The organism is Kribbella polygonati (genome assembly GCF_050320105.1).
Lineage (GTDB): Bacteria > Actinomycetota > Actinomycetes > Propionibacteriales > Kribbellaceae > Kribbella.
Window position 1 is genome coordinate 3,660,079 of record NZ_CP190129.1, and the last position, 12,719, is coordinate 3,672,797.

Genomic DNA, 12,719 nt, shown 5'->3' on the forward strand with positions numbered 1-12,719 from the left:
CGGGTGGGTGGGTCAGGCGTGCTGGTGGTTCTGGTCGTGCGGCGCGGGGGTCGGGTCCTCGCGTCGTACCAGAACCGTACCTACCTGGTTCCGGCGGCCGGACGGGCGCTCCGCGGTCAGCGACAGGCCCTCGATCGCGACCTCGGCGCCGGGGATCGGCACCTTGCCGAGCAGTTTCGCCATCAGCCCGCCGACGGTGTCCACGTCGTCGTCGTCCAGCGGCACCCCGAACAGCTCGCCGAGCTCGTCGATCGGCAGCCGGCTGGAGACCCGGTACGCGCCGTCGGACAGCTGCTGCACCGAGTCCGGGTCCTCGTCGTACTCGTCGGTGATCTCGCCGACGATCTCCTCCAGGATGTCCTCGATCGCGACCAGGCCGGCGGTACCGCCGTACTCGTCGACGACGATCGCCAGGTGCATCCGGGCGGCCTGCATCTCGCGGAGCAGCTCGTCGGCGGGCTTGGAGTCCGGGACGTACATGCACGGCCGCATCACCGACTCGACCCGCTCGGTCGACTCGGACTGGGCGTTGTCGTACACCCGGCGCATCACGTCCTTGAGGTAGACGACGCCGACGATGTCGTCCAGGGACTCGCCGATCACCGGGATCCGCGAGTACCCCGAGCGCAGCGCCAGCGAGGTGAGCTGGCGGAGCTTCTTGTGCTTCTCGATGTAGACCATGTCGGTCCGCGGCACCATCACCTCGCGGACGATGGTGTCGCCGAGCTCGAACACCGAGTGGATCATCTGCCGCTCGCCGGACTCGATCACCGCGGACTTCTCCGCGTAGTCGACCAGCGCGCGCAGCTCGGCCTCGGTCGCGAACGGCCCTTCGGCGAACCCCTTGCCCGGGGTGAGCGCGTTGCCGATCAGGATCAGCAGCTTCGGCAGCGGGCCGAGGATCCTGGTCAGCGCCATCACCGGGCCGGCCGAGATGATCGCGAACCGGTCCGAGTGCTGCCGGCCCAGCGTCCGCGGCGCGACGCCGATGATCACGTACGAGACCAGCACCATCACCACCGCGGTGATCAGGATGTGCTCCCAGGTCACCGACAGGACTCCGGACAGCGCCTGGGTGACCAGCACGATCGCGGTGATCTCGCAGATCAGCCGGAGCAGGAGCAGCGAGTTCAGGTACCGCGGCGCGTCCGAGAGCAGGTCGCGCAGCCGGACCGCGCGCAGGTTGCCCTGCTCGACCTGCTCGTTCGCCCGCACCTTCGAGTACGACGACAGCGCCGCCTCCGCGCCGGCGAACAAGCCGGCCAGCAACACGAGCACCGCGGCCACAACCAGCAGGACGAGGTCGTGGTACGTCATGGGAACGTCACTCCTGACCGAGATGGTTTCCAGGGGATCGCCATGCTTCCAGCAGGCGGCCCTGGACGTCCCACATCTCCGCCTTCTCGGCGGGTTCCGCGTGGTCGTAACCGAGCAGGTGCAGGATGCCGTGCACGGTCAGCAGCTCCAGCTCGGCCCACGTGCCGTGGCCGGCCTTCGCCCCCTGGGCGGCGGCCACCGTCGGGCAGAGGGCGATGTCGCCCAGGTGCCCGAGCGGCAGGTCGTCGTCCGCGTCGCCGTCAGAGCCCGGCCGCAGCTCGTCCATCGGCCACGACATCACGTCGGTCGGACCCGGCAGGTCCAGGAACTCGACGTGGTACCGCGCCATGGTGTCCTCGTCGACCAGCTTGATCGACAGCTCACACTCCGGGTGCAGCCGCAGCGACGACATCACGAACCGGCTGAGCCGCATCAGTCCGTGTGCGTCGATCTCCACGCCGGACTCGTTGTTGACCTCGACGTTCATCGGTGGGAATCAGCGCTGCCTTCGTAGTTTTCGTACGCCGACACGATCCGGCCGACCAGCTTGTGCCGGACAACGTCGTGCGATGTCAACCGGCAGAATGCCAGATCCTGCACCCCTTCGAGAATTTCCTGCACCACCTTGAGCCCGGAATTCGTCCCGTTCGGCAGGTCGACCTGGGTGACGTCGCCGGTGACGACCATCTTCGAGCCGAAGCCGAGCCGGGTGAGGAACATCTTCATCTGCTCCGGCGAGGTGTTCTGCGCCTCGTCCAGGATGATGTAGGCGTCGTTCAGCGTCCGGCCGCGCATGTAGGCCAGCGGCGCGATCTCGATCGTGCCGGCGGTCATCAGCCGCGGGATGGACTCCGGGTCGAGCATGTCGTGCAGTGCGTCGTACAGCGGCCGCAGATACGGGTCGATCTTCTCCGACAGCGTGCCGGGCAGGAAGCCGAGCCGCTCGCCGGCCTCGACGGCCGGCCGGGTCAGGATGATCCGGTTGACCTCCTTGGCCTGCAGCGCCTGGACCGCCTTGGCCACCGCCAGGTAGGTCTTGCCGGTACCGGCCGGGCCGATGCCGAACACGATCGTGTTCTTGTCGATCGCGTCGACGTACCGCTTCTGGTTCAGCGTCTTCGGCCGGATCGTGCGGCCGCGGCTGGACAGGATGTTCTGGGTCAGCACCTCGCGCGGCGACTCCGCGGTGGCCTGCTTGATCATCGCGATGCTGCGCTCGACCGAGTCGGCAGTCAGCCCGTGGCCGGTGCGCACGACCGCGACCAGCTCGTCGAAGAGCCGTTCGGCCAGCGCCAGCTCGGCAGGCTCACCGGTCATCGAGATCTCGTTGCCGCGGACCAGGATGTCGGCGGCGAACTCCTTCTCGATGATGCGGAGGAACTCGTCCCGGGCTCCGAGCAGGGCCACCATGTCGATGCTGTTCGGCACGACGATCTTGTGGGACGCCTGCGTGGCGGTCACCGCACCGTTACGGTGCGCTTCCGGTTCGATACTGCGTGGCCTGGACAGGCTCTTCCTCCTGAGTACTGGTGATGTGAGTCTCCATGCTAGCCGTCCCCGCCGACAGCCTCACGCGTAATTCCCCGGCGGCCTCCTCAGGTTGCCTTCAGATTGGGTCCGGCCGTTGTCAACCTGGGACGGACTCTTGGCGTCGTCTTTTCGTGGCACAACCGGCCGTGGTGTACGAAGAGTGCGTGACACATGAGTCCTCGTGGAGTGCAGACGAGGCGCTGACGGCTGTCTACACCGCGCACTACACGTCGCTCGTCCGCCTCGGCTCGCTGCTGCTGCGCGACACCGGCACGGCCGAGGAGATCGTGCAGGACGCGTTCGTCGCGATGCACGGCCGCTGGAACCGGCTGCGCGATCCCCACAAGGCGCTCGCGTACCTGCGGACCGCGGTGGTGAACCGCTGCCGGTCCCGCCAGCGCCACCTCGTCGTGGTGGACAAGCACACCCCGAAGTCGCTGCCCGACGAACCGAGCGCCGAGCAGGCGGTACTGCGGACCGAGGAGACCGACCGGGTCGTCGAAGCGATGCGGACCCTGCCGGAGAAGCAACGCACCGTGATGGTGCTGCGGTACTACGGTGACCTGTCGGAGGCGGAGATCGCCGACACGATGGGCATCAGCCGGGGCTCCGTGAAGAGCCACGCCGCGCGCGCGACCAAGTCGCTGCGCCAGCTCCTGGAGCAGAACGTATGAACGACAACTCTCACGACCCGTTCGACGAGCTGATGCGGCGAGCCCTCCACGAGGAGGCGGACCGGATCGAGCCGGCCGACGCGCTGCTGGAGATCCGCAACCGCGCGCACGCCCAGCGCCCGTCCACGCACCGCCCCTGGTTCCTGACCGCCGGTGTCGCCGCGGTCGGCACGGCCGCCGCGATCGGCGCCTTCACCGTGTTCGCCAACACCGACACGACCGCCAACGACGGGGACTCGGTCGCCGGCCAGCGCACCACTTCCGCCCTCCCGGAGACCCAGGCGCCCACGGTGCTCACCGCCTCCCCGATGCCCAGTCAGGCCCCGAAGACCCGCGGCGTACCGGAGACATCGGTACGCGACATGCTCGTCCCGGTCTACTGGCTCGGCACCCAGGTCGGCGCGCAGAAGAAGACCTCCGCGCGGCTGTACCGGACCTGGGCGAAGGTCAGCGGTCGCCCGGCGGAACAGGCGGTCCGGATCATGACCACGAAGAACCCGAACGACCCGGACTACTACTCGGTCTGGCGGGGCGCCGCGGTGAACGCCGTGACCCGTGACGACGACGAGGTGACGGTCGACTTCAAGCAGTTGCCGGACGCAACGCTCGACGAGGACGTCGCACGGGTCGCGGCGCAGCAGCTCGTGTACACGGTCCAGGGCGCGCTGAAGGACGACCAGACCCCGGTCCGGATCACCCAGAACGGCCAGGCGGTGCAGCAGCTGTTCGGCCGGATCGACGCCAGCGCGCCGCTGAACCGCGCGCTGGCCTCCGACGTACAGGCGCTGGTCTGGATCGACTCGCCGACCCAGGACCAGGCGCTGACGCCGAAGGTGACGGTGCAGGGTGTCGCGGCGGCGTTCGAGGCGACGGTCAACTACCAGGCGACCAACCTGAAGACCCGCGAGGTCCGGAAGAGCCACACGAACACCAAGCAGGGTCAGGCGTTCGCGCCGTACTCGTTCCAGCTGACGCTCAGCCCGGGGCCGTGGCAGATCAGCGTGTACCTCGTGTCCCCCGCCGACGGCACGGTCACCGACACCGACAGCAAGGCGATCCTGGTGAAGTAGGTCAGTCGGCCGCTTGGTCAGGGTCGCGGTCGATGGTGGCGGTCAGGAGGCCGGGGAAGGCCGCGTCGAACTCGGGGCGGCGGAGGCGGTTCAGACGGCGGGCGCCTTCGTCGCGTTGCTCGATCAGGCCGGCGGAGCGCAGTACGGCGAAGTGGTGGCTGGCGGTGGCCTTCTTGACCGGGAGGTCGAACGTGCCGCAGGCGCGGGTCCAGTCGTCGTGGGCGGCGAGGTCGCGGAGGATCGAGCGGCGGACCGGGTCGGCGAGGGCGTCGAGGGCGGACTGCAGGGTCACCCCGGCGGGGTCGACGTGCGTGAGCGTGCGGGCTCTGGCGGTTTCGACGGCCATGGGTTCAGTCCTCGCGTGTTCGGCTGCTGTCTAACAGATTACCGCCAGCGCGAAGGGGCGAGCAGGGCGGCGGCAGCGGCGACGCCGGCCGTCGAGGTGCGCAGTACCGTGTCGCCGAGGCGGATCGGGGTGGCGGCGAACGCGGCCAGCTCGGCCGGGGCGATGCCGCCTTCGGGGCCGATCACCAGCACGATGTCGCCGGCCGGCGGCGTCTCCAGGGAGGCCAGCGGGGTGGTGGCTTCTTCGTGCAGTACGACGGGGAGCGCCGCGGCGGCGAGGCGCTGCGCGACGTCGGCCGTCGTGGCGAGCGGGGCGACCTCGGCGAACCAGGTGCGGCGGGACTGCTTGCTCGCCTCGAACGCCCAGGCCTGCCACTTCGCGAGCATCTTCTCGACCCGCTCCGGGTTCGCCCGGAACTGGCTGCGCTCGGCGTTCCACGGCACGATCACGTCGACGCCGACCTCGGTCAGCATCTCCACCGCGAGCTCGGCCCGCTCCCCCTTGGGCACCGCCTGCACCACAACCACCCGCGGGTCGTACGCCGGAGTCGTCCCGCGCGCGTCGACCGCCACCGTCACGCCCGTCTTGGCAGCCGCAACCACAGCCCCCTCGGCCCACCCGCCCCGCCCGTCGGTCAGCCGAACCCGCTCACCGGCCCCGATCCGCCGTACGACGGCAGCATGCCGCCCCTCGGCACCGTCGAGCACCAGCTCCTCCCCGACCAGCTCGGGGAGGAAGAACACCGCGACACCCACCGGCAGGCGCGTTTCTAGTGCGCGCCGAAGGCGTCGCGGAGGCGGCCGAAGACGCCCTTGTGGGTGGCTTGGACCTGGCCCTGGGGGCGTTCCTCGTCGCGGGCCACGGCGAGCTGGCGGAGCAGGTCGGCCTGGGCGTCGTCGAGGCGGGTCGGGGTCTCGACGATCACCTGGACGATCAGGTCACCGCGCCCGGCGTGCCGCAGCCGGGGTACGCCGCGCGCCGTCAGCGTCTGCGTCGTCCCGGACTGGGTACCGGGCCGGACCTCCAGCGGCGTCGTCTCGCCCTCCAGCGTCGGCAGGTCGATCGTGGTGCCGAGCGCGGCCGCCGTCATCGGCAGCGTGACCGTGCAGTGCAGGTCGTCGCCGTTCCGGGTGAAGATCTCGTGCGGCTCGACCTCGATCTCGACGTACAGGTCGCCGGCCGGGCCGCCGCCGGGGCCGACCTCGCCCTGGCCGGACAGCTGCACCCGCGTCCCGCTGTCGACGCCGCCGGGGATCTTCACGGTGACCGTACGGCGGGACCGCACGCGCCCGTCGCCGGAGCACTCGACGCACGGGTTCGGGATGGTCGTCCCGTAGCCGCGGCAGTTCGGGCAGGGGCGCATCGTCCGCACCTCGCCGAGGAACGACCGCTGCGTGTGCGTCACCTCGCCGCGCCCGTGGCAGATCTCGCAGGTGACCGGCTCGGACCCGGCCGCCGCGCCGGACCCGCTACAGGTCGGGCACAGTACGGCGGTGTCGACCTTGAGCTCCCGCGTCGTACCGAAGGCCGCCTCGGCCAGGTCGATCCGGAGCGGGATCAGCGCGTCCTGGCCGCGCCGGGTCCGCGGCCGCGGCCCGCGGGTCGCGCCGCCGGTCTGGCCGAAGAACGCGTCCATGATGTCGGTGAACGTGAACGCCTGCCCGAAGCCCGCGGCCCCGCCCGGCCCGCCGGCCGCGGACGCGAACGGGTCGCCGCCGAGGTCGTGCATCTGCCGCTTCTGCGGGTCGCTGAGCACCTGGAACGCGCGCCCGATCTCCTGGAACTTCTGGTGCGCGTCCTCGGAGTCGTTCACGTCCGGGTGGTACTGGCGCGCCAGCTTGCGGTACGCCTTCTTGATCTCGTCCGGTGACGCGTCACGGCTGACACCTAGGACGGCGTAGTAATCGGTGCTCATACTCCAGACCAGGGGGTTGTCTTCATCAGATTCGTCATGATTCAGCCAGGATCTGGCTGACATAGCGCGCGACGGCCCGTACGGCGCCCATCGTGCTGGGGTAGTCCATGTGCGTCGGCCCGACGATGCCCAAAGTGGCGAGCACCTCCGACTTCGAGCCGTACCCGGTCGCGACCACCGACGTGGTGGCCAGCTCCTCGAACGGGTTCTCGTGACCGATCCGGACGGTCAGCGTCTGCGGGTTGGTCGCCTCGCCGAGCAGCTTGAGCAGGATCACGTGCTCCTCGAGCGCCTCCAGCACCGGCTTCACGTTGCGCTCGAAGTCGTCGCCGTACCGGGTCAGGTTGGCGGCGCCGCCGACCGCGATCCGCTGCTCGCCGACCTCGTCGGTGAACGCCTCGAACAGCGTCGTGACGATCGACGACACCAGCGACCGGTCGCCGGGCGCGAACAGGTCGGGCACGCTCGCGAGCGCCGTCGCCGCGTCGGTCAGTCGCTGACCGGCGAGTGCCGTGTTCAGCCGGGAGCGCAGGTCCGCGGTCAACTGCTCGTCGACGTCGTGCGGGTGCTCGACGATCCGCTGCTCGACCCGGCCGTTGCTGGTGATCACCACCAGCAGCAGCCGGCGCGGCGTCATCGTGACCACCTCGATGTGCCGCACGCTCGACCGGTTCAGCGACGGGTACTGCACGATGGCGACCTGGCGGGTGATCTGGGCGAGCAGCCGGACGGTACGCCGGACCACGTCGTCCAGGTCGACCGCACCGGCCAGGAACGACGTGATCGCCTTCTTCTCCGCCGTCGACAGCGTCTTGACCGTGCTCAGCTTGTCGACGAACAGCCGGTAGCCCGCGTCGGTCGGGATCCGGCCGGCGCTGGTGTGCGGCTGGGTGATGTACCCCTCCTCCTCCAGTGCCGCCATGTCGTTACGCACGGTGGCCGGTGAGACACCGAGGTTGTGCCGGTCGACCAGTGCCTTCGACCCGATCGGCTCGTGGGTCGCGACGTAGTCCTCGACGATGGCGCGGAGCACATCCAGCTTGCGGTCGTCCAGCACGCGCACCACCCTTTCAGACCCTTGGCACTCAGTCGTTCAGAGTGCCAGTCTAGGCGGTCTCGGGCGAGGCTCCCAACGGAACGGGCGCCGGACGCGTCACGGTACTCGCCACATCGAGCGGCTGATCCTGGACGGCGGAGTCGATGAACGACTCCAGTACGTCGAGCACGTGGTACCCCAGCTCCCCCGACGCCCGGTGCGGCTCGCCGGTGCGCAACGCCCGGGCCATGTCCGCGACACCGACCCCGCGGCCGGCTCCGGCGTACCCGCCCGCGACCGGCACCTCGGTCCACTCGCGCTGCTCCGGGGTGACGATCTCGACGGTCCCGTCGAAGCCGTTCGGGTCCGGCACGGACAGGCTGCCGTCCGTCCCGTGGACCTCGATCCGGGGCAGCCGCCCGGCCCAGACGTCGAACGACATCAGCACGGTGGTCAGCGCGCCCGACTCGTGCTCCAGTACGCCGGTGACGTGCGTCGGCACCTCGACGTCGAACACGGTCCCGGCGCGGGGGCCGGTGTGGATCTTCCGCTGCTGCTTCGCCCGGCCGGCGCGGGCGGTGACCCGGACGACCGGCCCGAGCAGCGTGACCAGGCTGGTGACGTAGTACGGGCCCATGTCGAGGACCGGGCCGCCGCCGGGCTTGTAGTAGAACTCGGGCGCCGGGTGCCACAGCTCGTGGCCGGGCGTCACCATGAACGCGGTCGCCGCGTGCGGGATGCCGATGTCGCCGCGGTCGATCACGGCACGGGCCGTCTGGGTGCCGGTGCCGAGGACCGTGTCCGGCGCGCAGCCGATCCGCAGGTCGTTGGCGGCGGCGTACTTCAGCAGCGGCTCCGCCTCGGCGCGGTCCATCGCCAGCGGCTTCTCGCCGTACACGTGCTTGCCCGCGGCCAGCGCGGCCTGGTGTACGGCGGCGTGGGCGGCCGGGATCGTGAGGTTGAGGACGATGTCGACGTCGTCGGCGGCGTACAGCTGCTCCGGTGACAGCGCGCGGATGCTCGGGTTCTGGTCCGCGATCGCCTGCGCGCGCGCGACGTCCAGGTCCGCGACGGCGACCACGTCGACGCCGGGGAGCTTGGCCAGGTGGTCGAGGTACGTGCCGGAGATGACGCCGGTCCCGACGATGCCGATTCCGGTCACTTGCTCGCCCACAGCAGCCCCCGCTCGATGATCGTCCGGACCTCGGGCGTCTCCAGGTCGTCCAGCTTGTGGCCGACCGTGCAGACGAAGACCTTGCCCTCGCCCCAGGTACGGGTCCAGATCGCCGGCATCACGGCGCCCTCGATCCACGGGTAGTCCGGGTGCGCCTCGAACGTGGTGGTGGCCAGCACGTTGTTGGTCGGGTCGGCGTGCACGTAGTACTGCTCGGTGTGGACGTCGAAGTGCTTGATGCCTTCGACGATCGGGTGGTCGGCAATGATGTCCACCCGGTAGTCGGTGAAGCCGTGCGGGTGCGAGATGAACTGGCCGCCGGTGATGAAGCTGTAGTCGACGTTCTTGCGGAACGAGTCCGCGATCCCGCCGTGCCAGCCGGCGAACCCGGTTCCGCGCCGGATCGCCGCCTCCAGGCCCTTGAAGTGGTCGTTCTCGATCTCGCTCATCGTCACGCACTGAACGACGAGGTCGACGCCGTCCAGGTCGAGGTACGCCGCGGTGCTGTCCGAGACCGTCACCTCGTAGCCGTTCTCCTTCAGGTACGGGATGAACAGGTCGGTCGCCTCGACCGGCGAGTGCCCCTCCCAGCCACCCCGGACCACAACCGCACGTCGTGTCGTCACACCGGCCACCCTTCGAAAGTTTCGGAGTTCCGTTCGGAACACTTGCGACCTTAAGTCGAAGGGAGAGGGCTTGCCAACCACTACTCTCAAGGCATGGGCTGGAAGTTCTGGAAGCGGTCGAATCCGATGGATCCACAGGAGATGCTGGCGCGCGGGCACGCGCAGCCGAACAGCTTTCCGGAGCGCCCGCAGGACACCCTGCCGGTGGGGTCGTTCGGGCTGACGGTCGAGGACGTGTTCTCGATCACCGGGCGCGGGACCGTGGTCACCGGGCGGGTGCAGACCGGGATGGTGTCGGTCGGCGAGCAGGTCATGATCAGCCGCGCCGGGCAGCCGCTGCTGCAGGTCGAGGTGACCGGGGTCGAGATGTTCCGCAAGACCATGCGGACCGCGAAGGCCGGCGACAACGTCGGCCTGCTGCTCCGCGGCGTCAAGCGGGACCAGGTGGCGAGGGGCGACGTACTCAGCAAGTAATGTCGAGCGCATGAGTTGGCAGGAGCTCGGCGACCGCACCTGGGTCCGCCGGTACGACGAATGGGACCTGAACGTCGGCCTGGTCGCCGGCACGGACGGTGCCGTGGTGATCGACACCCGCGCGACCGCCGACGAGGCCGAGCAGCTCCGCGAGCACATCCGCGAGGTCACCGACCTCCCGGTGAAGTGGGTCGTCAACACCCACGCGCACTTCGACCACGTGAACGGCAACGGCGTCTTCGAAGGCGCCGAGGTCTTCCTGCACGAGAACGCCGCCGCCGAGGAGAACCTGGCCGGTACGACGTTCGCGGCCGCGAAGGTGATCGACCTCGGTGACCGCCGCGTCGAGCTGCTGTGGGTCGGCAACGGGCACACGTCCGGCGACACCGTGGTCGCGGTGCCGGACGTCGAGGTGTTCTTCGTCGGCGACCTGCTCGAGGAGTCGGCGCCGCCGTCGTACGGCGCGGACTCGTTCCCGCTGGAGTGGCCGGACACGATCCAGGCCGTGGTCGGGATGATGCCGCCGACCGTGCGGATCGTCCCGGGTCACGGCGCGGTCGTCGACCTGGAGTTCGCGCACGACCAGGCGATCGAGCTGGGCAAGGTCGCGAACCTGATCTCGTCGCTGCACCACGCCGGCACCTCGCTGGACGACGCCCTGCGAAGCACCGAGGACTGGCCCTGGCCGGTCGAGAAACTCCAGGACGCCATCCGCCGCGGCTACGCCGCACTCGGCACCCCACAACGCCCGAGCCTCCCGTTGCTCGGTCCTGGATAGGTGGTGTCCGGTAATTCCGCGCCGTAGCGAGGAGGTGCCCGGTGCGGTAGCTCGGCGTGCGGGGGCGAAGGTCTCGATGCGGAGCATCGTGGCCTTTGCACCCGTGCGGCGAGGTGCCGTGCCGGGTGCCCCGCAGTAGGCGGGGAATTGCCGGACACCACCTAGGCCCTTTCCGTTGACATCGGGTCGCCGGTCGCGCAACTTGTTCGGAACGGACTTCGCCCGACCGGATGGGGTGGGACCTATGGCCATACAGACCGTTCATCCCGACGGACGCGTCGAGCTGACAGATTCCGAAGCACTCCGAGGCAGTCCGTACGCGAACGCCGAGCTGGCCCCGACGCGGTTGCCCGAGCGGACCTGGACGACGTACAACTACGCCGCGCTGTGGATGGGGATGGCGCACAACATCCCGAGCTACCTGCTCGCGTCCGGGCTGGTCGCGCTCGGGATGAACTGGCTGCAGGCGTTCCTCACGATCACCCTCGGGAACCTGATCGTCCTGGTCCCGCTGCTGCTGAACAGCCATGCGGGCACGAAGTACGGCATCCCGTTCCCGGTGTTCGCGCGGGCCTTCTACGGCGTCCGCGGCGCGAACTTCCCCGCGCTGCTGCGCGCGTTCATCGCCTGCGGCTGGTTCGGGATCCAGACCTGGATCGGCGGCCAGGCGATCTTCGTGATCGTCGGCGAGCTGCTCGGCAGGAGCTGGACCGAGGCGTCCGCGATCGGCGGTCACCCGTGGACGATGTGGGTGAGCTTCCTGTTCTTCTGGGCCCTGCAGATGGTGCTGATCTTCCGCGGCATCGAGGGCCTGCGCCGGTTCGAGAACTGGGCGGCGCCGCTGGTCACGATCGCGTTCGTCGCGTTGATGGTGGCGATCCTGGTGAAGGCCGGCGGCTTCGGCCCGATCCTGTCGCAGCCGTCGAAGCTCGGCTGGGGACCCGACTTCTGGAAGATCTTCGCGCCGTCGCTGATGGGCATGATCGCGTTCTGGGCGACGCTGTCGCTGAACATGCCGGACTTCACCCGGTTCGGGAAGGGCCAGCGGGCGCAGGTGTGGGGCCAGGTGATCGGGCTGCCGACCACGATGTCGTTCATCGCGCTGGTCTCGATCATCACCACGTCCGGGACCGTCGTGCTCTACGGTTCGGCGATCTGGGACCCGGTCGAGCTCACCCGCCGGTTCCAGAACCCGGTGATCGTCACGATCGGCCTGATCACGGCGATCCTCGCGACGATGTCCTGCAACGTCGCGGCGAACGTCGTGAGCCCGTCGTACGACTTCGCGAACGCGCTGCCGCGCTGGCTGAACTTCCGCACCGCGGGCCTGCTCACCGGCGTGGTCGGGATCGTCATCCAGCCGTGGCGGCTGATCTCGGACCCGTCGATCTACATCTTCGTCTGGCTGTCGTTCTACGGCGGCCTGCTCGCGTCGGTGGCCGGCGTACTGATCGCCGGGTACTGGCTGATCGACCGAACGAACCTGCAACTCGCCGACCTCTACAAGGTGGACGGCCGGTACTGGTACACAGCCGGCTGGAACTGGCGTGGCGTGGTCGCGACCCTGTTCGGCTCGGTGCTCGCGGTCGGCGGCGCGTACTCGAACCCGGGCGCCGGCCCGTTCCCGCAGAACGGCCTGATCCCGTTCCTCAAGCCGCTGTACGACTACTCCTGGGCGATCGGTCTGGCCGCCGGGTTCCTCGCGTACTTCGTCCTCACACTGACCGCGCCGAACCGCCAGTCGACGGCCACGCACGCGGCTCCCACTTATTAGCATGG

General features: G+C 69.5%; 14 protein-coding genes. 5 read left to right on the forward strand and 9 right to left on the reverse strand.

All coding sequences use genetic code 11. The annotated features are described in order from the left end of the window. Positions 1–12 precede the first annotated feature (12 nt). From ACQHIV_RS17380 to ACQHIV_RS17390, 3 genes are read right to left on the reverse strand one after another with little or no spacing between them, the layout of a single operon-like run. Positions 13–1,317, reverse strand: a complete 1,305-nt coding sequence (locus ACQHIV_RS17380; protein ID WP_427895544.1) for a hemolysin family protein — start codon at positions 1,315–1,317, stop codon at positions 13–15. Positions 1,318–1,324: 7 nt separating this feature from the next. Next, positions 1,325–1,804 carry an rRNA maturation RNase YbeY gene (gene ybeY, locus ACQHIV_RS17385; RefSeq protein WP_427895546.1) on the reverse strand — a complete coding sequence of 160 codons (480 nt, stop codon included), beginning with the start codon at positions 1,802–1,804 and terminating at the stop codon, positions 1,325–1,327. Next, a complete protein-coding gene (locus ACQHIV_RS17390; protein ID WP_427896514.1) occupies positions 1,801–2,727 on the reverse strand; it encodes a PhoH family protein in 927 nt (308 codons plus the stop codon). Before ACQHIV_RS17390 ends, ybeY begins: the two co-directional genes overlap by 4 nt. Positions 2,728–3,011: 284 nt before the next feature. Here ACQHIV_RS17390 and ACQHIV_RS17395 point away from each other — a divergent pair, with 284 nt between their 5' ends. Both ACQHIV_RS17395 and ACQHIV_RS17400 read left to right on the forward strand, forming a co-directional pair. Continuing rightward, positions 3,012–3,521: a SigE family RNA polymerase sigma factor gene (locus ACQHIV_RS17395; RefSeq protein WP_427895548.1), complete on the forward strand. Its 510-nt coding sequence runs from the start codon at positions 3,012–3,014 to the stop codon at positions 3,519–3,521. Beyond that, the gene (locus ACQHIV_RS17400; protein ID WP_427895550.1) at positions 3,518–4,591 is read left to right on the forward strand and encodes a Gmad2 immunoglobulin-like domain-containing protein; all 1,074 of its coding nucleotides are present in this window, start codon (positions 3,518–3,520) and stop codon (positions 4,589–4,591) included. Before ACQHIV_RS17395 ends, ACQHIV_RS17400 begins: the two co-directional genes overlap by 4 nt. Position 4,592: 1 nt before the next feature. Here the strand turns inward: ACQHIV_RS17400 and ACQHIV_RS17405 are convergent, their stop codons facing one another. The 6 genes from ACQHIV_RS17405 to ACQHIV_RS17430 are packed head-to-tail and all read right to left on the reverse strand — an operon-like array spanning position 4,593 to position 9,688. Next, the gene (locus ACQHIV_RS17405; RefSeq protein ID WP_427895552.1) at positions 4,593–4,937 is read right to left on the reverse strand and encodes an ArsR/SmtB family transcription factor; all 345 of its coding nucleotides are present in this window, start codon (positions 4,935–4,937) and stop codon (positions 4,593–4,595) included. Between the two features lie 38 nt (positions 4,938–4,975). Beyond that, entirely contained in the window at positions 4,976–5,692 is a 717-nt protein-coding gene (locus ACQHIV_RS17410; RefSeq protein ID WP_427895553.1) for a 16S rRNA (uracil(1498)-N(3))-methyltransferase, read from the reverse strand. 14 nt (positions 5,693–5,706) lie between these two features. Then, complete coding sequence (dnaJ, locus tag ACQHIV_RS17415) at positions 5,707–6,852, reverse strand: molecular chaperone DnaJ (RefSeq protein ID WP_427895555.1); 1,146 nt, start codon at positions 6,850–6,852, stop codon at positions 5,707–5,709. Positions 6,853–6,886: 34 nt separating this feature from the next. Then, positions 6,887–7,909, reverse strand: a complete 1,023-nt coding sequence (gene hrcA, locus ACQHIV_RS17420; RefSeq protein WP_427895557.1) for a heat-inducible transcriptional repressor HrcA — start codon at positions 7,907–7,909, stop codon at positions 6,887–6,889. Between the two features lie 49 nt (positions 7,910–7,958). Continuing rightward, entirely contained in the window at positions 7,959–9,062 is a 1,104-nt protein-coding gene (locus tag ACQHIV_RS17425; RefSeq protein WP_427895558.1) for a Gfo/Idh/MocA family protein, read from the reverse strand. After that, complete coding sequence (locus ACQHIV_RS17430) at positions 9,047–9,688, reverse strand: ThuA domain-containing protein (RefSeq protein ID WP_427895560.1); 642 nt, start codon at positions 9,686–9,688, stop codon at positions 9,047–9,049. The genes ACQHIV_RS17425 and ACQHIV_RS17430 overlap by 16 nt, the downstream gene beginning before the upstream one ends. A 93-nt stretch (positions 9,689–9,781) precedes the next feature. Between ACQHIV_RS17430 and ACQHIV_RS17435 the strand changes: the two genes are divergently transcribed. The 3 genes from ACQHIV_RS17435 to ACQHIV_RS17445 all read left to right on the forward strand — a co-directional run bounded on the left by ACQHIV_RS17435 (position 9,782) and on the right by ACQHIV_RS17445 (position 12,714). Next, the gene (locus tag ACQHIV_RS17435; protein WP_427895562.1) at positions 9,782–10,162 is read left to right on the forward strand and encodes an EF-Tu/IF-2/RF-3 family GTPase; all 381 of its coding nucleotides are present in this window, start codon (positions 9,782–9,784) and stop codon (positions 10,160–10,162) included. 10 nt (positions 10,163–10,172) lie between these two features. Continuing rightward, the gene (locus tag ACQHIV_RS17440; protein ID WP_427895564.1) at positions 10,173–10,940 is read left to right on the forward strand and encodes an MBL fold metallo-hydrolase; all 768 of its coding nucleotides are present in this window, start codon (positions 10,173–10,175) and stop codon (positions 10,938–10,940) included. Positions 10,941–11,184: 244 nt separating this feature from the next. After that, positions 11,185–12,714, forward strand: a complete 1,530-nt coding sequence (locus ACQHIV_RS17445; RefSeq protein ID WP_427895566.1) for an NCS1 family nucleobase:cation symporter-1 — start codon at positions 11,185–11,187, stop codon at positions 12,712–12,714. Positions 12,715–12,719 lie beyond the last annotated feature (5 nt).

What these genes read in the sequence shown, in the direction of transcription:
- ACQHIV_RS17380 (WP_427895544.1), bottom strand. Translation starts at nt 1,317, where the DNA reads ATGACGTACCACGACCTCGTCCTGCTGGTTGTGGCCGCGGTGCTCGTG.
- ybeY (WP_427895546.1), bottom strand. Translation starts at nt 1,804, where the DNA reads ATGAACGTCGAGGTCAACAACGAGTCCGGCGTGGAGATCGACGCACAC.
- ACQHIV_RS17390 (WP_427896514.1), bottom strand. Translation starts at nt 2,727, where the DNA reads ATGGTGGCCCTGCTCGGAGCCCGGGACGAGTTCCTCCGCATCATCGAG.
- ACQHIV_RS17400 (WP_427895550.1), top strand. Translation starts at nt 3,518, where the DNA reads ATGAACGACAACTCTCACGACCCGTTCGACGAGCTGATGCGGCGAGCC.
- ACQHIV_RS17405 (WP_427895552.1), bottom strand. Translation starts at nt 4,937, where the DNA reads ATGGCCGTCGAAACCGCCAGAGCCCGCACGCTCACGCACGTCGACCCC.
- dnaJ (WP_427895555.1), bottom strand. Translation starts at nt 6,852, where the DNA reads ATGAGCACCGATTACTACGCCGTCCTAGGTGTCAGCCGTGACGCGTCA.
- ACQHIV_RS17435 (WP_427895562.1), top strand. Translation starts at nt 9,782, where the DNA reads ATGGGCTGGAAGTTCTGGAAGCGGTCGAATCCGATGGATCCACAGGAG.
- ACQHIV_RS17440 (WP_427895564.1), top strand. Translation starts at nt 10,173, where the DNA reads ATGAGTTGGCAGGAGCTCGGCGACCGCACCTGGGTCCGCCGGTACGAC.
- ACQHIV_RS17445 (WP_427895566.1), top strand. Translation starts at nt 11,185, where the DNA reads ATGGCCATACAGACCGTTCATCCCGACGGACGCGTCGAGCTGACAGAT.